Genomic DNA, 16685 nt, shown 5'->3' on the forward strand with positions numbered 1-16685 from the left:
GTATCAGACGGTTCTTCTCCGCGGCCGCGCCGGGAGTCGTCAACGTCGGCGCCGGCGGCCCGCCCGTCCTCGACGATCAGCTCGAGCGCGCCGCACCAGCGGATGCCGCGGCCGAGGCCCGCGCGGGAGGAACGGCGACCGTCGAGGTCGCACCGCCGGCCCCGGCGACGCTGCGGATCGGGTACGCCCCTGACCGCGACGGCGAACCCGATGCGGGTGAGATCGTGTGGACGTGGGTCCCGTACGACGAAGCGGACGGAAGAGGCAAGGACCGGCCCGTCCTGGTGATCGCACGACAGGACGAGGACCGTGTCTACGCGGTGCGTCTGACCAGCAAGGCCCACGACGGCGATCGCGAGTACCTCCCGATCGGCACCGGCGACTGGGACTCCCGCGGCCGGCCTTCGTGGGTGGACGTGGAGCAGATCTTCAGCGTGCATCGCGACGGCATGCGGCGGGAGGCCGCCGCACTCGAGTTCGAGCGATTCGTGCGCGTGGCCGGCGCGCTGCACCGCCGCCACGGGTGGGACGTCGCCGACTGACCGACGAGGGCATGATGCCGATCGAGAGCGAGCACCGAGACACGGATTCGCCCTACGTCACGCGGGTGTGGCGAGGGCGCACCACCGGCGCCGGATTCATGAACTCCGTCGCGACCTCGACGTGGGAGCTCGTCTTCTGGGAGGACGACGGCGTGGTCCACGCGGCAGTGCGCGGGCCCGAGACCCGGCCCACAGCCGTCGCGATGGACAGCGAGTCCGAATCCTTCGGAATCACCTTCGCGCACGGCGCGAGCATGCCGCACCTGCCCAGTCGTCGCCTCATCGATTCGGAAGCAGAGAGCGTCCACGTCGAACGCGGCCGGTTCGTACTGCGGGGCGAGGAGTGGGAGATCCCGGATTACGACAACGCCGAGCAGTTCGTCCACAAGCTGGTGCGCGCGGGAGTGCTCACCCGCGATCCGCTCGTGGATGATGTGGTGTGGGGTGAGATCGCACGCGTGGGCGCCCGGTCGGTGCAGCGCCGGGTCGCCAGCGCGACCGGCTTGACGGCCGGCGCGATCCGGCAGATCGAGCGCGCGCGGCGGGCCGCCCTGCTGCTGGGGGAGGGCGTCCCCACTGCACGGGTCGTGCACACCCTCGGCTTCTACGACCAGCCCCATCTGGCCCGCTCCCTCCAGCGGTTCATCGGGCGCACCGCGACGCAGTTGCAGAACCCTGCCCCCGACGATGCGCTGTCGCTTCTGTACAAGACCGAGTCGGGGGACCCTTCGTAGCGTGGCTTCGACGCGGCGGAACCGTCGCGCACGATCCTCACGGAAGGAACCGACATGCTCGACGGCACTGTCCACTCCGCAGACGGCACCCGCATCGCGTACTCCGCATGGGGTGACGGCGATCCGATCGTCATCATCGACGGGGCGACCGCCCATCGCGCGACGACGCCGGAGAACGCCGCCACGGCGGAGCTCCTCGCGGACGAGTTCCGCGTGATCAACTACGACCGTCGGGGCCGGGGCGCGAGCGCAGACACTGTCCCGTATGCCCCCGAGCGCGAGTTCGAGGACCTGGCGGCTGTCATCGCACAGGCCGGTGGGGGCCGCCCCGCGACGGTCTTCGGGTGGTCCTCCGGCGGGCTGCTCGCACTCAACGCCGCCCAGGCCGGCGTTCCGATCGCGCGTCTGGCGGTGTTCGAGCCGCCGGTTGTCGTAGGCGACACGCGCCCGCCCTTGCGCGCCGACTACGTCGAACAGCTCGACGCCGCCGTCGCCGAGGGACGACCCGGAGACGCCGTGCTGCTGTTCCTCACCGACGCGGTGGGCCTGCCACCCGAGATGGCTGCGGGCGTGCGCGAGGATGCATCGATGTGGGCACAGCTCGAGGCGATCGCGCCCACCATCGCGTATGACGGTCGTCAGATCGGCGAGACGATGTCCGGCCGACCTCTCCGTCCCGACCTGTGGGACGCCATCGAAGTGCCGGTGCTCGTCCTGCACGGCGACGCCACGTGGCCGCAGCTGGCGGCCGGCGCCCGCGCGGTCGCCGATCATCTGCCCACGGCGACGCTGCGGGCGGTGCCGGGCGAGAACCACAGCACGAGCGGTGACGCGCTCGCCGCCGCCGTGCGCGACTTCGCGAAGGAGAACTGACATGGGCGACATCGTGGTGACGCAGTTCATCTCGCTCGACGGCGTGGTGGAGGCGCCGGGAGGGGAGGACTTCCGCTATCCGAACTGGAGTTTCGAGTTCGATCGCGGCGCCGACGGCGAGCGATACAAAGAGGTCGAGGCGCTGCAGGCCTCGGCGCTGCTCCTCGGCAGACGCACGTACGAGGGCTTCGCGGGCGCATGGCCGGAGTACGAGGGCGAGCTGGCCGACAAGTACAACGGCATGCCGAAGTTCGTCGTCTCGCAGACTCTCGTATCTCCCGAATGGGCCAACACGACGGTGCTCCGCGGCGATCTCGGTGAGACGGTGGCCCGTCTGAAGTCGGAGGTGGATGGTGAGATCTCGGTGCCCGGAAGCATCCGGCTCGTCCAGGGACTGCTGGAGTACGACCTCGTCGACGAGATCCATCTCATGACGTTCCCGGTCGTCCTCGGGCACGGCCGCAGGCTGTGGACGCAGACGCCGGACAAGACCGCCTGGAACCTGGTCGAGGCCACCGCCTACGGCCATGACGGCGTGCTCGTGACCGTCTACCGCCGGCGACGCTGAAGGAATCGTGTGGTGGGCGATACCAGACTCGAACTGATGACCTCTTCCGTGTGAAGGAAGCGCGCTACCAACTGCGCCAATCGCCCGTCTCCCGTGGGGGACGAGTAACGATCCTACCGGATGCTCACGGTCCACTTGAACCACTCCGCGAGACACGCGCGACGTGCGCTCGGTTTGGCAGTGCGCGATTCGTGGGCTAAAGTTTTCCAAGTGCCGGGGTGAGAATCCCGGAACGAAATGCGGATGTAGCGCAGTTGGTAGCGCATCACCTTGCCAAGGTGAGGGTCGCGAGTTCGAGTCTCGTCATCCGCTCGAGTGCAGGGATCTCTCCCGAGATCGCGGCACGTGGGTCAATCCACACGCGGTGGCGTGGCCGAGCGGCTAGGCACCGGCCTGCAAAGCCGTTTACACGGGTTCGAATCCCGTCGCCACCTCGCCTGCACAACTGAATAGCCCGAACGGGCGCGATTGGCGCAGCGGTAGCGCGCTTCCCTGACACGGAAGAGGTCACTGGTTCGATCCCAGTATCGCGCACCACATGAAACCCCCGGTTCACCGGGGGTTTTCGGTTTCAGGACTCAACGCACATGCTCGCTGGGGTAGGTGTCCCGGATCCGATCACGGAAGTACCGCCCGGCGCTCTGCGCGTCGAGCAGCCCGCGGTGCACCGATCCGGGCACCGCGAAGTAGCGGTACACCTCGCCGGACGTGAACTCCAGCTCGAGGACCGCGGTGGCAGGGTCGTAGCCCGCCGCCGCGATGGCGGACGACTCCAGACTCGTGCGCTTCATCCCTTCCGAGGCTACGCCGTCCGCCGCCGGAGCCGGGGGAGAGGTGCCGGGGCGATAGCCTTGAGGGCGTGTCTGACGCCGTGTCCTACCCCGCTGACGGGTTCGCCCTGTTCCCCGACCGCTCCGTGGTCGCCCTCCGTGTCAACGGCGACCTGAAGGATCTCGCCACGACGGTGCAGGAGACGGATGCCGTCGAGCCCGTCACCATCGACAGCCCGGACGGTCTCGACATCCTGCGCCACTCGACGGCGCACGTGCTCGCGCAGGCGGTGCAGCGCATCAACCCGCAGGCCAACCTCGGCATCGGCCCGCCGATCACCGACGGCTTCTATTACGACTTCGGCGTGGAGCATCCGTTCACCCCGGAGGATGTCAAGGCGATCGAGAAGGAGATGCAGCGCATCGTCCGGGAGGGCCAGCGCTTCGTGCGCCGCGTCGTCACCGACGAGGAGGCTCGCGCCGAACTGGCCGCAGAGCCGTTCAAGCTCGAGCTGATCGGGCTGAAGGGCGGCGCGGACAAGACCGAAGGCGCCGCCGTCGAGGTGGGAGCAGGCGAGCTCACGATCTACGACAACGTCGACCGCGACGGGCAGACCGTCTGGAAGGACCTGTGCCGCGGTCCCCACCTGCCCAATACGCGGACGATCGGAAACGGCTGGGCGCTGCAGCGGATCGCCGGCGCGTACTGGCGGGGGAGCGAGAAGAACCCGCAGCTGCAGCGCATCTACGGCACCGCGTGGCCGACCAAGGACGAGCTGCGCGCCTACCAGTCACGTCTTGAAGAAGCCGCCAAGCGGGATCACCGCAAGCTCGGCAAGGAGCTCGACCTGTTCTCGTTCCCGGACGAGATCGGGTCGGGCCTGTCGGTGTGGCACCCGCGCGGAGGCGTCGTCCGGGGCGAGATGGAACAGCACGCGCGTCGACGCCACGTCGAGGGTGGCTACACCTACGTGTACACGCCGCACATCTCGAAGGAGGACCTGTTCCTCACCTCGAACCACCTCGTCACGTACAAGGAGGGCATGTTTCCGCCGATCGTGATGGACGAGGAGCGCGACGAGCACGGCGAGATCGTCAAGCACGGCCAGGACTACTACCTCAAGCCGATGAACTGCCCGATGCACATCCTGATCTACAAGGAGCGTGCACGCAGCTACCGTGACTTGCCGATGCGGCTCGCCGAGAACGGCACCGTCTACCGCAACGAGCTCTCGGGCGCCCTGCACGGGCTCACCCGCGTGCGCGGCTTCACACAGGACGACTCGCACCTCTTCGTCACCCCTGAGCAGCTCGAGTCGGAGACCACGCGTGTCCTGGAGTTCGTGATCTCGATGCTCCGCGACTTCGGTCTCGACGAGTTCGAGCTCGAGCTGTCGATGCGCGACGACGAGAAGGACAAGTGGATCGGCTCGGACGAGTTCTGGGACTACTCGACGAACGCGCTGCGCAACGTCGCGATGGCCAGCGGGCTCAAGCTCACCGAGGTCCCCGGCGAGGCGGCGTTCTACGGACCCAAGATCGACCTCAAGACCCGGGATGCCATCGGTCGCGTGTGGCAGCTCTCGACCGTGCAGGTCGATCCGAACCTGCCCGAGCGCTTCGAGCTGGAGTACACCGATCGCGACGGCCAGAAGAAGCGGCCGATCATGATCCACCGCGCCTTGTTCGGCTCGATCGAGCGGTTCTTCGCGATCCTGCTCGAGCACTACGCCGGGGCGTTCCCGGTCTGGCTGTCGCCGGTGCAGGTGGTCGGCATCCCGGTCGCCGAGGAGTTCGCCGACTACCTCGGCGAGGTGATATCGACGCTTCGGGCCGGGGGCGTGCGGGCCGAGCTCGATCACTCGGACGACCGCATGCAGAAGAAGATCCGCACCCACACGACGCAGAAGGTGCCGCTGCAGCTCATCGCGGGTGAGCAGGACCGGTCCGCCGGCACGGTCTCGTTCCGCTTCCGCGACGGGTCTCAGGAGAACGGCGTGCCCATCGACGACGCAGTGCGCCGCATCCGCGAGGCGATCGCGAGCCATGCCCTCGTGAACACGGCCGAGGACCTGGCGTGAGCGACGACCCGGTCGCGGGTGAGGACGATCCCTCAGACGCGGCACTCGTCGACGCGGCGACTCTGCCGGGCGTGCCGGACGAGTTCCAGCGTCTGTGGACCCCGCATCGCATGGCCTACATCCAGGCCGGTCCCGAGGTGCTGCGGCACGAGTGCCCGTTCTGCGAGGCGCCGCGCAAGTCCGACGAGGACGGTCTCATCGTGTTCCGCGGGCGGACGGCCTATGCGCTGCTGAACCTCTTCCCGTACAACTCCGGCCACCTGCTGGTGTGCCCTTACCGTCACATCGCGACGTACGACCAGGCGACGGACGAGGAGGTCGCCGAGATCGGCCTGCTGACGCAGCAGGGCATGCGGGTGTTGCGCAGCGTGTCGCGCTGCGACGGCTTCAACATCGGCATGAATCAGGGTCACGTCGCCGGCGCGGGCGTCGACGAGCACCTCCACCAGCACATCGTGCCGCGCTGGGCCTCGGACGCGAACTTCTTCCCGATCATCGCCAAGACCAAAGCGCTCCCGCAGCTGCTCGGCGAGGTGCGCCGCGCCGTCGCCGACGCCTGGCGCGGCTGACCGAGACACGCCTCAGCGCACCTGCTGCACCTCGAACTGCAGGCGCGGGTGGGCGTAGGCCTCCTGCGACTCCACGAGCTGCAGCTCGCGCTCGCCCGAGGCATGCGTGCGCTCGAGCAGGTCGAACACGCTCGACGTCGTGCGCGCGAGCGCGTCGGCGGCGTCCCCGGACCGACCGAAGTGGGCTGTGAACAGCGCGGCGGTGACATCGCCCGAGCCGTTGGCCTTCATGGGGATGTGGGGCGTCTGCACGAGCCACGCACCGTCGTCGGTGACGGCGAGCATCTCGATCGTGCCCTCGGGACGGTCCGGACGCTCGACGCTCGTCACCAGGACCGTGCTCGGCCCCATTGCGCGGGCGAGGTCGACCGAGGCGAGCGTCGATTCCAGGTCGGCGGGGTCGGTCTCGGTGAGGAAGCCGAGCTCGAACTGGTTCGGCGTGATGATGTCGGCGGCCGGCACGACGCGATCGCGCAGCAGCACCGGGATCGCCGGGGCGACGAAGCAGCCGGACTTGGCGTTGCCCATCACCGGATCGCACGCGTATACGGCACCGGAGTTCGCGGCCTTCACACGCGCGACGGCGTCGAGGATCACATCGGCGATCCCCTCGCCGCCCTGATACCCCGACAGCACGACGTCGATCTGCCCGAAGACGCCGCGTTCCTCGATTCCGAGGATCACGTCGCGCACGTCGTCGGGACTGATCAGAGGGCCGCGCCATGCGCCGTAGCCGGTGTGGTTGGAGAAGTTCACCGTGTACACCGGGAGCACTTCCACGCCGATGCGCTGCAGGGGGAATACGGCCGCGGAGTTGCCGACGTGGCCGAAGGCGACGGCGGACTGGATCGACAGGATCTTCACCGGTCGATCATCCCACCTCGGCGGCCAGACGCCGTCCGGCCACCGCGTGCACGGCGGCCGCGATGTCGGCGGCCAGCTGTTCGGCGTCGGCGTCGTCGAGGTCGTGCACGGTGAGCCGGAGCCGCTCTGAGGGCTCGGCGTCCGCGAGCACGAATTCGTCGCCGCTGCGCGCGAGCCAGCCTCGGCGCATCAGCCGCTCGGCGACAGCGCGCGCAGGCACCGGCAACGCGACCCACAGGTTGAGTCCGTCGCCCGGCTCGGCGGGGACGCCGTGGGCGGTGAGACGCTCGGCGAACGCCGCATTGCGCGCCGCGTAATGCGCGCCGGCGCGGTCGATGTCGCGCATCACGGCGGCATCGGTCACGAGCGCGTGTGTCAGTCGCTGCAGCAGGTGGCTGACCCACGTCGTCCCCGGGGTGAGACGCGTCGCGAGCCGCTCCGCGGTATCGGGATCGGATGCCGTCACGGCCAGGCACATGTCGGGCCCGAGGAACTTCGAGACCGAGCGGATGAGCGCCCAGCGCCGGTGCTGCGGTCCGATGAGCGAGTGGAAGGGGCGCTGCGATAGCAGCGAGAAGTGGTCGTCCTCGATCACGAGGACGTAGGGGTGGTCCGCGAGCACCTCCCGCAGCAGCGCGGCACGCCGCTCGGTCAGGCTCGCACCGGTGGGATTCTGCGCGCGAGGAGTGCACACCACGGCGCGGACCCCCTGCTCGAGGGCGCTGCGCAGTCCGTCCACCGTCATCCCTTCGGCGTCCACCGGGACGGGAACCGGTCGGTAGCCGCCGAGCCGCACGGTGTGGATGCTCGCGAGGAAGCAGGGGTCCTCGAGCGCGACCGCATCGTCCCGCGTGAGGGATTGCGCGAGCAGCCGTTCGACCGCGTCCGCGGCTCCGCTGGTGATGGTGAGCCGGAACGGACCAGCCGAGGCCAGATCGCGCTGCATCCATGCGCCGGCCCAGCTCTCCAGACCGGGATCGATGACCGGTTCGCCGTACAACACGGGCCTGCCTGCCATGCTGCGCAGCGCCTTCGACGGATCGGGGATGCGATCCGGGTCGGGATTGCCGGTGCCGACGTCGCGCAGGACGGAATCGGCGGCGAACCCCTCCTGGGCGACGGGGGAGCGGTCGGCGACGTGCGTCCCTCCGCGGCCCCGCGTGACCACCACGCCCGCCTGCGTGAGCTGGCGATAGGCGGCGACGGTCGTGTTGCGGTTGACGCCGAGGCTCTCGGCCAGAGCGCGCACCGGGGGAAGCGGATCGCCGGGCCGCATCATCCCGCGCTCGACGAGCCCGCGCAGGCTGTCGGCGATCTCCGACGCCGTGCGGCCGCTGATTCTGTGGTCCATGTCACCGTTCATCGCCTTCCCGAGTGTAGGCCCGGTACATGCTATCTTTTGGCCTAGGTCAATCACGATGACTGTCCGTCCGCGTGCGCCGGGATGGCGCATCCACCCGAAGGGAACCCGCTGTGACCAGTGCCGACACCGGAACCAGCCGCGTCAAGCGCGGCCTCGCCGAGATGCTGAAGGGCGGCGTGATCATGGACGTCGTCACGGTCGAGCAGGCCAAGATCGCCGAGGACGCGGGCGCCGTCGCCGTCATGGCCCTCGAGCGCGTGCCCGCCGACATCCGTGCACAGGGCGGCGTCTCGCGCATGAGCGACCCCGACATGATCGACGGCATCATCGACGCGGTCTCGATCCCGGTCATGGCGAAGGCGCGCATCGGGCACTTCGTCGAGGCGCAGGTGCTCCAGGAGCTCGGTGTCGACTACATCGACGAGTCCGAGGTGCTCTCGCCCGCGGACTACGTCAATCACATCGACAAGTGGAAGTTCACCGTCCCGTTCGTCTGCGGAGCGACCAATCTCGGCGAGGCGCTGCGCCGCATCAACGAGGGCGCGGCCATGATCCGCTCCAAGGGCGAGGCCGGCACCGGCGACGTCTCGGAGGCCACCAAGCACATCCGCAAGATCTCGAGCGAGATCAACGTGCTGCGCTCGATGACGAAGGACGAGCTCTACGTCGCGGCCAAGGAGCTGCAGGCGCCGTACGAGCTCGTCGCAGAGATCGCCGAGACCGGCAAGCTCCCTGTCGTGCTGTTCGTCGCCGGTGGCGTCGCGACGCCGGCCGACGCGGCGATGATGATGCAGCTGGGTGCCGACGGCGTCTTCGTCGGCTCCGGGATCTTCAAGTCGGGCAACCCCGCCCAGCGCGCCGCCGCGATCGTGAAGGCCACCACCTTCTACGACGACGCGAAGGTCGTCGCCGACGTGTCGCGCGGCCTCGGCGAGGCCATGGTGGGGATCAACGTCGCCGACCTTCCCGCCCCGCACCGCCTCGCCGAGCGCGGCTGGTGAGCACGAGGCGCCCCCGCGTCGGCGTGCTCGCCCTGCAGGGCGACGTGCGCGAGCACGTGCGCGTCCTCGCCGGCCAGGGGGCGGCCGTCTCACTCGTGCGACGGCCGGCCGAACTCGCCGCCGTCGACGGCCTCGTGATCCCCGGCGGCGAATCGAGCGTGATCGACAAGCTCTCTCGTGCGTTCGGCATGCGCGAGCCGATCCAGGAAGCGATCGCCACGGGCATGCCGGTCTACGGCACGTGCGCGGGGCTCATCCTCCTGGCCGACTGGATCACGGACGGCATCGCAGGCCAGCAGACGTTCGGCGGCCTGGACGCGACCGTGCGCCGCAACGCCTTCGGCAGCCAGGTGGACTCGTTCGAAGTCGACCTCGAGGTGCCGGAGCTGGGCGACCAGCCCGTGCATGCGGTGTTCATCCGCGCGCCGATCGTGGAGGCGGTGGGAAGCGGTGTCGAGATCCTGTCCCGGCTCCCTGACGACCGCATCGTGGCGGTGCGCCAGGGTTCCCTTCTGGGGACGGCGTTCCACCCCGAGGTCACCGGCGAGCACCGCTTCCATGAGATGTTCCTCGACATGGTCCGCGGCCGCGCCGCGTGAGGGCGGCGACCCCCGCCGATATGCGGACTACGTTCTGACAACGGGTCCAGTCGCTGACCGACGGGCCGGTGTACTTCCCGTTCATCGGCTCAGCCGACACCCTGGCGCCGGCGCCTGCCGCCCTCACGAAGGTGCCGCGCGACCTCGTCGCACTCCTGTCATCCCGCTTCGGCTTCGAATTCGCACTGTAGGCACGGGCTTAGAATGGTCTGCCGGCGGAGACTGCGCAGGATTCGCGCCGAGCCGCGCACGCATCGCCGACCATGATCACAGGAGGACCATGTCCGGGCATTCCAAGTGGGCGACGACCAAGCACAAGAAGGCCGTCATCGACGCACGCCGTGCCAAGTCGTTCGCCAAGCTCATCAAGAACATCGAGGTCGCCGCGAAGATCGGCGGCGCAGACCTCGCGGGCAACCCGACCCTGTACGACGCCGTGCAGAAGGCGAAGAAGACCTCGGTCCCCAACGACAACATCGACCGCGCCATCAAGCGCGGCGCGGGCATCGGCGGCGAGGCCGTCGAGTACACCTCGATCATGTACGAGGGCTACGGACCCAACGGCGTCGCCCTGATGATCGAGTGCCTCACCGACAACAAGAATCGCGCCGCCGCAGAGGTGCGCACGGCACTGACCCGGAACGGCGGCAGCCTCGCCGACCCCGGCAGCGTCGCCTACAACTTCACTCGCAAGGGCGTCATCGTGGTCTCGGGCGAGGGGACGACCGAGGACGACGTCATGATGGCGGTGCTCGATGCGGGCGCCGAAGAGGTCGAGCCGCACGCGCAGGGCTTCGAGGTGGTCACCGAGGCCTCCGACCTGGTGAAGGTGCGCTCGGCGCTCCAGGACGCAGGCATCGACTATGAATCCGCCGACGTGGAGTTCGTGCCGAATCTCAAGGTCGAGGTCGACGCCGACACCGCCCGCAAGGTGTTCCGCCTGATCGACGCGCTCGAAGACAGTGACGACGTGCAGAACGTCTACAGCAACTTCGATCTGAGCGATGAGGTGCAGGCCGAGCTCGAGAACGACGAGGACTGAGCGAAGGGCGCGCCTGGCCGCGGCATCCGTCGTCCTCGCCTAGCGTGGGGGAGTGACCTCGCGTTCCTCCCGCTCGCCGCTGCGGGTCCTGGGCATCGACCCCGGGCTCACGCGCTGCGGTGTCGGCGTGGTGGATGTCGCGCCCGACCGCTCGGCGCAGCTCGTGCACGTCGGCGTGGTCCGCTCGGATCCCGGTGAGCCGATCGAGGTGCGCCTCGCGCTCATCGCGGCCGGGCTGCGCGCCGTCATCGAGGCGCACCGGCCAGACGTCGTGGCGGTCGAGCGCGTCTTCGCGCAGCACAACCGGCAGACGGTGATGGGCACCGCGCAGGCGAGCGGGATCGCCCTGCTGGTGGCGGGCGAGCGCGGGCTTCCGGCCGCTACTCACACGCCGTCCGAGGTCAAGGCGGCGATCACCGGATACGGATCGGCAGACAAGAGGCAGGTGCAGACGATGGTGGCCCGGGTGCTGCGCCTGGACGCGCTGCCCCAGCCCGCCGACGCGGCCGACGCGTTGGCACTGGCGCTGTGCCACGCGTGGCGCGGGGGCACGACGGCGGCCGCGGCATCCGGCCCCCTCACTCCGGCACAGCAGGCCTGGGCGGATGCCGAGCGCCTCAGCCGCCGGTGAATCATCGCGCCGAGCGCTGAGCGTGTCGCTCGAACAAACGTCCGAACCGGCACGTAGGCTCGACGCATGATCTCGTCAGTCCGCGGCACTGCCGTCCACGTCGAAGCGGATTCGGTCGTCGTCGAGGTCGGCGGGGTCGGCCTTCACGTCGCCGTCACACCGCAGGTCGCGCGGGCCACGCACGTCGGCGCGTCCGTCCTGCTTCACACGACGCTGATCGTCCGCGAGGACGCGCTGTCGCTGTTCGGCTTCGAATCTCGCGAGGAGCTGACGGTGTTCACCCAGCTGCTCGGCGTGACGGGGGTGGGCCCGAAGTCGGCGCTCGGCGTTCTCGCGACGCTGAGCGTGCCGCAGATCGCCGATGCGGTCGGCGCCGACGACGACGCGCCTTTCCGGCGCGTGTCGGGCATCGGCCCCAAGACGGCGAAGCTCATCGTCGTGCAGCTGACCGGCAAGATCACGGCGTCGCGCACGGCACTGGGAGGAACGGATGCCGGGACTCCGGCGGGCGTGACCGCTCAGGTGGTGCAGGCCCTGGTCGGCCTGGGCTGGTCGGAGCGCGTGGCCGCCGACGCGGTCGAGACGACGGCGCTGGACGCGTCCGAGACGGACCGGGCCTCGGTGCCCGTCCTGCTCCGGCTGACGCTCGCAGCATTGGGCCCGGCCCGGAAGGAGACCGTGAATGGCTGACGTGCGCGAAGTCGGCGACCCGGTCGACGAGACCGAGCTGGCCATCGAGGGCGCCCTTCGCCCCGGGTCGCTGGCGGAGTTCGTCGGTCAGCAGAAGGTGCGAGGGCAGCTGCAGCTGCTGCTGGACGCCGCGCGCATCCAGCAGCGTCCGGCGGATCACATCCTGCTGTCGGGCCCGCCGGGCCTCGGCAAGACGACGCTGGCGATGATCGTCGCCCACGAGAGCAACCGGCCGCTGCGATTGTCGAGCGGTCCCGCGATCCAGCACGCCGGCGACCTGGCGGCGCTGCTGTCGAGTCTGACACCCGGGGAGGTGCTCTTCATCGACGAGGTCCATCGCATGGCACGCTCCGCGGAAGAGATGCTGTACCTCGCGATGGAGGACTTCCGCATCGACATCATGGTGGGCAAGGGCGCCGGCGCCACGAGCATCCCGCTCGATCTGGCCCCGTTCACGCTGGTCGGCGCGACGACGCGATCCGGAATGCTGCCGAATCCGCTTCGCGACCGGTTCGGCTTCACTGCGCACCTGGAGTACTACGAGCCCGAAGAGCTCGAGCGCGTCATCGAGCGATCGGCCGCGATGCTGGGCGTCGCCGTTCCGCCGGGCCCCCGCGCCGAGATCGCGCGTCGCTCGAGAGGCACACCGCGCATCGCGAACCGCCTGCTGCGGCGCGTGCGCGACTACAGCATCGTGCACGGCAACGGCCGGGCAGCGGATGCGGCCATCGTCGATGCGGCTCTCGACCTGTATGACGTCGATGCGATCGGGCTCGACCGGCTCGACCGGGCCGTGCTCGACGCCCTCGTGCGACGGTTCCGCGGGGGACCGGTGGGCCTCGGCACGCTCTCGGTGGCCGTCGGCGAGGAGTCCGAGACCATCGAGTCCGTCGTCGAGCCCTACCTCGTGAGGATCGGGTTCATCGGGCGCACGCCGCGAGGAAGGATCGCGATGCCGGAGGCGTACGCGCACCTCGGCGTGGCCTCGCCGGAGTCGGTGCTGGGATTCGATGACCTATAATCACTGGAGGCTTTCGCCCACCCCCCTTTGAAAAGCAGCGCCGCCTGGCGTGCCTGAACCGAAAGGTGCTCTCGCCTCCATGGACATCGCTACCTTCCTGAGCAATTACGGCCTCATCATCCTGCTGGTCGTGCTCCTCGTCTTCATGTTCTGGAGCTCGCGCCGTCGGATGCAGAAGCAGAAGCTCGAGCAGGAGCAGAAGGCGCGCGAGACGGTCCCCGGCGCCGAGGTCCTGCTGCAGGGTGGGCTCTACGGCACCATCATCGCGTTCGACCCCGACAACCTCGACCAGCCCGCGATCGTCGAGCTCGCGCCCGGTGTCGAGATCAAGGTCCACAGCCAGGCCATCCTGCGGGTCGTGAACCCCACCGAGGGCGCCGTCAGTGAGGACGAGTACCTCGCCGCGGAGGAGAGCCACGCCGAGTACGCCGAGGGCGTCGCCAACGGCGACATCACCTCCATCAGCGACGACCACCGCGTCACCAGCAACGACGAGAACGACCCCGACGCCGAGTCCGGAACCAAGTCACGCGACTGACCGTCTGACCGACCGCCCGTCAGGGCACTCCAGAAAGCGAAGACGTGGCGACATCCACTCCCGTCCGGCATGCGTGGCGCGCGCTGATCGGCCTTCTCGCCATCACCGCCGTACTGTTCGGCATCAACGCCCTCGGCGTCTATGTGTTCAAGGGCAGTTCCTGGGTCCCCGAGCTCGCGCTCGACCTGCAGGGCGGCACGCAGATCGTGCTCGAAGCGCAGACCGAGGACGGCGCCGACCCGTCGACCGAGCAGATGCAGCAGGCGGTCACGATCATCCGCCAGCGCGTCGACGCGTCGGGTGTCGGCGAGGCCGACGTCACGACGCAGGGCGGCAACCAGATCGTCGTCCAGATCCCCGGACAGGCAGACGAAGAGACCCGCAACCGCATCGAGGCCTCGGCTCAGCTGCAGCTGCGCGCCGTGCTGGTCGCCGGCGCGCCGACGAACACGTTCGTGGGCGAGGACGGCAACGAGACGCCGTACCCGACGCCGGATCCCACACTGCAGGCGACCCCTTCCGTCGCGCCGACCAACGGCAGCGACACCGCGTGGGTCACTCCGCACCTGTCGGCCGAGTTCCAGGCGTACGACTGCGCCGATCCGGCCAACGACCCCGCGAGCGCACCGGCGGACGAGCCGCTCGTCACGTGCGACGCCGACGGCACGGTCAAGTACATCCTCGGACCGGTGGAATTGGACGGATCGTCGATCGACGACGCGACGTTCGGGCTGCAGACCACCAACAACCAGTGGGCGGTCAACCTCGACTTCGACGACGAGGGCACCGAGACTTTCGGTCAGATCAGCCAGCGCCTGTACGGCGCCGATCCGCCGCTGAACCAGTTCGCGTTCGTGCTCGACGGCTACGTCCTGTCGGCGCCTTCGATGAACGGCGTGATCCTCGACGGCAAGCCGAGCATCACGGGCAGCTTCACGCAGGAGACCGCGAAGGTCCTCGCCGATCAGCTCAAGTACGGCGCCCTGCCGCTGAGCTTCAGCGTCGAGAGCTCCAACTCCATCTCGGCGACGCTCGGTTCTCAGCAGCTGCAGATCGGACTCATCGCGGGTCTCATCGGTCTCGCGCTGGTCGCGCTGTACTCGCTGATCGTCTACCGCGCGCTCGGGTTCGTCATCATCGCGTCGCTCGTGGTGATGGCGGTGCTCACCTACATCACGCTGTGCATCCTCGCGTGGCGCATGGGCTTCCGTCTGTCGCTGGCCGGTGTGGCGGGCCTCATCGTGACGATCGGCTTCACGGCGGACTCGTTCATCGTGTACTTCGAGCGCATCCGCGATGAGCTGCGCGACGGCAAGTCGATCACGAGTGCCGTCGAGGACGGCTGGGGTCGCGCCAAGCGCACGATCTACATCTCCAAGTCGATCAACATCCTCGCCGCCGTGGTGCTGTACATCCTCGCCGACTCGACGGTGAAGGGCTTCGCGTTCACGCTCGGGCTCACCACCGCGATCGACGTGCTCATCTTCATCCTCTTCACCCACCCGGTGATGCAGCTGCTTGCACGCACCCGGTTCTTCGGTTCGGGGCATCCGCTCTCGGGACTCGACCCGACCGCTCTGGGCGCGGTGTACCGCGGCCGCGCACAGTTCCGTGCTCCGGTGCCCGCCGTCGCCCCGACCGCATCGGCACGTCGCGCCGCCAAGTCGCGCGGCGAGGCCGTACGCCGTCAGACGATCGCCGAGCGCAAGCAGGCGGAGCTGGCCGCGGGAGGTGCGGGTAACGCATCGAACCCGAGCGGCACGAAACCCGGCAAGCCCGTCAAGGAGGGGGACGACTGATGCGCTCCATGAGTCAGCTCGGCAACGACCTCTACACCGGCAAGACGTCCTTCCCGTTCGTCGGGCGTCGCAAGCTGTGGTTCCTCATCGCCGCCATCCTCGTGATCGGCTCGGCGCTGGTTCCCCTGATCCGTCCCATCCAGTTCTCAATCGAGTTCACCGGCGGCTCGCAGTTCACCGTCAACGGTGTCGCGACCACCGACCAGCTGATCGCGACCGAGGCGGTGCAGTCCGTCGTTCCCGACGCGACGACGAAGGTCGTCACGATCGGCGAGGACGCGGTGCGCGTGCAGACCGATCAGATGACGGATGCCGAGAGCCGCGAGGTCTCGGCGGCGCTGGCCGAGGCATACGACGTGGCGGCGACCGAGGTGAGCTACTCGTTCATCGGCCCGAGCTGGGGTGCCGACGTCACACGCACGTCGCTGTGGGGTCTGGCCATCTTCCTGGCCCTGACCTTCCTGATCCTCGCGCTGTACTTCCGCACCTGGAAGATGTCGGTGTCGGCGATCATCGGCCTGGTCGATGTCCTCATCATCACGATCGGCGTGTACGCCCTGTTCGGTTTCGAGATCTCGCCTGCGGCGGTGATCGGGTTCCTGACGATCCTCTCGTACGCGCTGTACGACACCACGGTCGTGTTCGACAAGATCAGGGAGAACACCAGCGAGGACGGCGAGGTGTCCGGGCGGACGTTCGGCGAGTCGGTCAACCTCGCGGTGAACCAGACCCTGGTGCGCTCGATCAACACGACGGTCGTGGCGGTCCTGCCGACGGGGGCGATCCTCTTCATCGGCCTGCTGTGGGTCGGCGCCCAGACGCTGACCGACCTGTCGTTGTCGATCTTCGTCGGAACGATCGTCGCGGCCTACTCGACGATCTTCGTGGCGGCACCGCTGTACTCCCTGCTGCGCGAGAACGAGTCGGCGATCAAGACGCGCGACGAGCGCGTCGTGGCCGCTCGGGAGCTCGCCGGCACGCCGGCCTGAGACGGCCGGCG

The 16685-nt window shown here is 68.9% G+C and carries 19 protein-coding genes and 4 tRNA genes; 19 read left to right on the forward strand and 4 right to left on the reverse strand.

The genetic code is table 11. The features are described 5' to 3' along the window. The first annotated feature begins 2 nt into the window (after positions 1-2). The 4 genes from ACLKM7_RS11330 to ACLKM7_RS11345 are packed head-to-tail and all read left to right on the forward strand — an operon-like array spanning position 3 to position 2717. The gene (locus ACLKM7_RS11330) at positions 3-542 is read left to right on the forward strand and encodes a type II toxin-antitoxin system PemK/MazF family toxin (protein ID WP_436447283.1); all 540 of its coding nucleotides are present in this window, start codon (positions 3-5) and stop codon (positions 540-542) included. Positions 543-556: 14 nt separating this feature from the next. Continuing rightward, positions 557-1276: a helix-turn-helix domain-containing protein gene (locus tag ACLKM7_RS11335; protein WP_436447284.1), complete on the forward strand. Its 720-nt coding sequence runs from the start codon at positions 557-559 to the stop codon at positions 1274-1276. 54 nt (positions 1277-1330) lie between these two features. Continuing rightward, complete coding sequence (locus ACLKM7_RS11340) at positions 1331-2149, forward strand: alpha/beta fold hydrolase (protein WP_436447285.1); 819 nt, start codon at positions 1331-1333, stop codon at positions 2147-2149. Position 2150: 1 nt separating this feature from the next. Further along, positions 2151-2717, forward strand: coding sequence for a dihydrofolate reductase family protein (locus tag ACLKM7_RS11345; RefSeq protein ID WP_436447286.1), 567 nt, complete (start codon positions 2151-2153; stop codon positions 2715-2717). Positions 2718-2727: 10 nt separating this feature from the next. On the opposite strand, the gene ACLKM7_RS11350 is transcribed toward ACLKM7_RS11345, so the two are convergent. Continuing rightward, a tRNA-Val gene (locus tag ACLKM7_RS11350) sits at positions 2728-2803 on the reverse strand. A 153-nt stretch (positions 2804-2956) separates the two neighbouring features. Between ACLKM7_RS11350 and ACLKM7_RS11355 the strand changes: the two genes are divergently transcribed. The 3 genes from ACLKM7_RS11355 to ACLKM7_RS11365 all read left to right on the forward strand — a co-directional run bounded on the left by ACLKM7_RS11355 (position 2957) and on the right by ACLKM7_RS11365 (position 3254). After that, positions 2957-3029, forward strand: a tRNA-Gly gene (locus tag ACLKM7_RS11355). 51 nt (positions 3030-3080) lie between these two features. After that, positions 3081-3151: transfer RNA gene (locus ACLKM7_RS11360), tRNA-Cys, on the forward strand. Between the two features lie 28 nt (positions 3152-3179). Next, positions 3180-3254, forward strand: a tRNA-Val gene (locus ACLKM7_RS11365). Between the two features lie 41 nt (positions 3255-3295). Here the strand turns inward: ACLKM7_RS11365 and ACLKM7_RS11370 are convergent. Next, a complete protein-coding gene (locus ACLKM7_RS11370) occupies positions 3296-3508 on the reverse strand; it encodes a KTSC domain-containing protein (RefSeq protein WP_436447287.1) in 213 nt (70 codons plus the stop codon). 68 nt (positions 3509-3576) lie between these two features. On the opposite strand from ACLKM7_RS11370, the gene thrS reads away from it, so the two are divergent. Together thrS and ACLKM7_RS11380 are read left to right on the forward strand one after the other, a co-directional pair. Further along, entirely contained in the window at positions 3577-5568 is a 1992-nt protein-coding gene (gene thrS, locus ACLKM7_RS11375; RefSeq protein ID WP_436447288.1) for a threonine--tRNA ligase, read from the forward strand. After that, positions 5565-6137, forward strand: coding sequence for an HIT family protein (locus tag ACLKM7_RS11380; protein ID WP_436447289.1), 573 nt, complete (start codon positions 5565-5567; stop codon positions 6135-6137). Before thrS ends, ACLKM7_RS11380 begins: the two co-directional genes overlap by 4 nt. 12 nt (positions 6138-6149) lie before the next feature. On the opposite strand, the gene pdxY is transcribed toward ACLKM7_RS11380, so the two are convergent. Together pdxY and ACLKM7_RS11390 are read right to left on the reverse strand one after the other, a co-directional pair. Beyond that, complete coding sequence (gene pdxY, locus ACLKM7_RS11385; RefSeq protein WP_436447290.1) at positions 6150-7001, reverse strand: pyridoxal kinase PdxY; 852 nt, start codon at positions 6999-7001, stop codon at positions 6150-6152. Positions 7002-7008: 7 nt separating this feature from the next. Further along, positions 7009-8352 carry an aminotransferase class I/II-fold pyridoxal phosphate-dependent enzyme gene (locus ACLKM7_RS11390; RefSeq protein WP_436447291.1) on the reverse strand — a complete coding sequence of 448 codons (1344 nt, stop codon included), beginning with the start codon at positions 8350-8352 and terminating at the stop codon, positions 7009-7011. 122 nt (positions 8353-8474) lie between these two features. On the opposite strand from ACLKM7_RS11390, the gene pdxS reads away from it, so the two are divergent. From pdxS to secF, 10 genes are all read left to right on the forward strand, one after another. After that, the gene (gene pdxS / locus ACLKM7_RS11395) at positions 8475-9365 is read left to right on the forward strand and encodes a pyridoxal 5'-phosphate synthase lyase subunit PdxS (RefSeq protein ID WP_436447292.1); all 891 of its coding nucleotides are present in this window, start codon (positions 8475-8477) and stop codon (positions 9363-9365) included. After that, positions 9359-9964: a pyridoxal 5'-phosphate synthase glutaminase subunit PdxT gene (gene pdxT / locus ACLKM7_RS11400; protein ID WP_436447413.1), complete on the forward strand. Its 606-nt coding sequence runs from the start codon at positions 9359-9361 to the stop codon at positions 9962-9964. Before pdxS ends, pdxT begins: the two co-directional genes overlap by 7 nt. 68 nt (positions 9965-10032) lie before the next feature. Then, entirely contained in the window at positions 10033-10155 is a 123-nt protein-coding gene (locus ACLKM7_RS11405) for a hypothetical protein (RefSeq protein WP_436447293.1), read from the forward strand. Positions 10156-10244: 89 nt separating this feature from the next. Further along, positions 10245-11006, forward strand: a complete 762-nt coding sequence (locus ACLKM7_RS11410) for a YebC/PmpR family DNA-binding transcriptional regulator (RefSeq protein ID WP_436447294.1) — start codon at positions 10245-10247, stop codon at positions 11004-11006. Between the two features lie 52 nt (positions 11007-11058). Further along, entirely contained in the window at positions 11059-11637 is a 579-nt protein-coding gene (gene ruvC / locus ACLKM7_RS11415; protein ID WP_436447295.1) for a crossover junction endodeoxyribonuclease RuvC, read from the forward strand. Between the two features lie 66 nt (positions 11638-11703). Next, positions 11704-12327 (forward strand): Holliday junction branch migration protein RuvA, encoded by a 624-nt coding sequence (gene ruvA, locus ACLKM7_RS11420; RefSeq protein ID WP_436447296.1) that lies wholly within the window; start codon positions 11704-11706, stop codon positions 12325-12327. Then, positions 12320-13348 (forward strand): Holliday junction branch migration DNA helicase RuvB, encoded by a 1029-nt coding sequence (gene ruvB / locus ACLKM7_RS11425; RefSeq protein WP_436447297.1) that lies wholly within the window; start codon positions 12320-12322, stop codon positions 13346-13348. The genes ruvA and ruvB overlap by 8 nt, the downstream gene beginning before the upstream one ends. A 79-nt stretch (positions 13349-13427) precedes the next feature. Further along, positions 13428-13886: a preprotein translocase subunit YajC gene (locus ACLKM7_RS11430; RefSeq protein WP_436447298.1), complete on the forward strand. Its 459-nt coding sequence runs from the start codon at positions 13428-13430 to the stop codon at positions 13884-13886. Positions 13887-13930: 44 nt separating this feature from the next. Beyond that, positions 13931-15685 (forward strand): protein translocase subunit SecD, encoded by a 1755-nt coding sequence (gene secD, locus ACLKM7_RS11435; RefSeq protein WP_436447299.1) that lies wholly within the window; start codon positions 13931-13933, stop codon positions 15683-15685. Then, positions 15685-16674, forward strand: coding sequence for a protein translocase subunit SecF (secF, locus tag ACLKM7_RS11440; protein ID WP_436447300.1), 990 nt, complete (start codon positions 15685-15687; stop codon positions 16672-16674). The genes secD and secF overlap by 1 nt, the downstream gene beginning before the upstream one ends. Positions 16675-16685 lie beyond the last annotated feature (11 nt).

It is taken from the genome of Microbacterium sp. I2 (assembly GCF_051364985.1).
Lineage (GTDB): Bacteria > Actinomycetota > Actinomycetes > Actinomycetales > Microbacteriaceae > Microbacterium.

What these genes read in the sequence shown, in the direction of transcription:
- ACLKM7_RS11390 (WP_436447291.1), bottom strand. Translation starts at nt 8,352, where the DNA reads ATGGACCACAGAATCAGCGGCCGCACGGCGTCGGAGATCGCCGACAGC.
- ruvA (WP_436447296.1), top strand. Translation starts at nt 11,704, where the DNA reads ATGATCTCGTCAGTCCGCGGCACTGCCGTCCACGTCGAAGCGGATTCG.
- ACLKM7_RS11335 (WP_436447284.1), top strand. Translation starts at nt 557, where the DNA reads ATGCCGATCGAGAGCGAGCACCGAGACACGGATTCGCCCTACGTCACG.
- ACLKM7_RS11410 (WP_436447294.1), top strand. Translation starts at nt 10,245, where the DNA reads ATGTCCGGGCATTCCAAGTGGGCGACGACCAAGCACAAGAAGGCCGTC.
- ACLKM7_RS11430 (WP_436447298.1), top strand. Translation starts at nt 13,428, where the DNA reads ATGGACATCGCTACCTTCCTGAGCAATTACGGCCTCATCATCCTGCTG.
- ruvB (WP_436447297.1), top strand. Translation starts at nt 12,320, where the DNA reads ATGGCTGACGTGCGCGAAGTCGGCGACCCGGTCGACGAGACCGAGCTG.
- ACLKM7_RS11340 (WP_436447285.1), top strand. Translation starts at nt 1,331, where the DNA reads ATGCTCGACGGCACTGTCCACTCCGCAGACGGCACCCGCATCGCGTAC.
- secF (WP_436447300.1), top strand. Translation starts at nt 15,685, where the DNA reads ATGCGCTCCATGAGTCAGCTCGGCAACGACCTCTACACCGGCAAGACG.
- ACLKM7_RS11370 (WP_436447287.1), bottom strand. Translation starts at nt 3,508, where the DNA reads ATGAAGCGCACGAGTCTGGAGTCGTCCGCCATCGCGGCGGCGGGCTAC.
- ACLKM7_RS11345 (WP_436447286.1), top strand. Translation starts at nt 2,151, where the DNA reads ATGGGCGACATCGTGGTGACGCAGTTCATCTCGCTCGACGGCGTGGTG.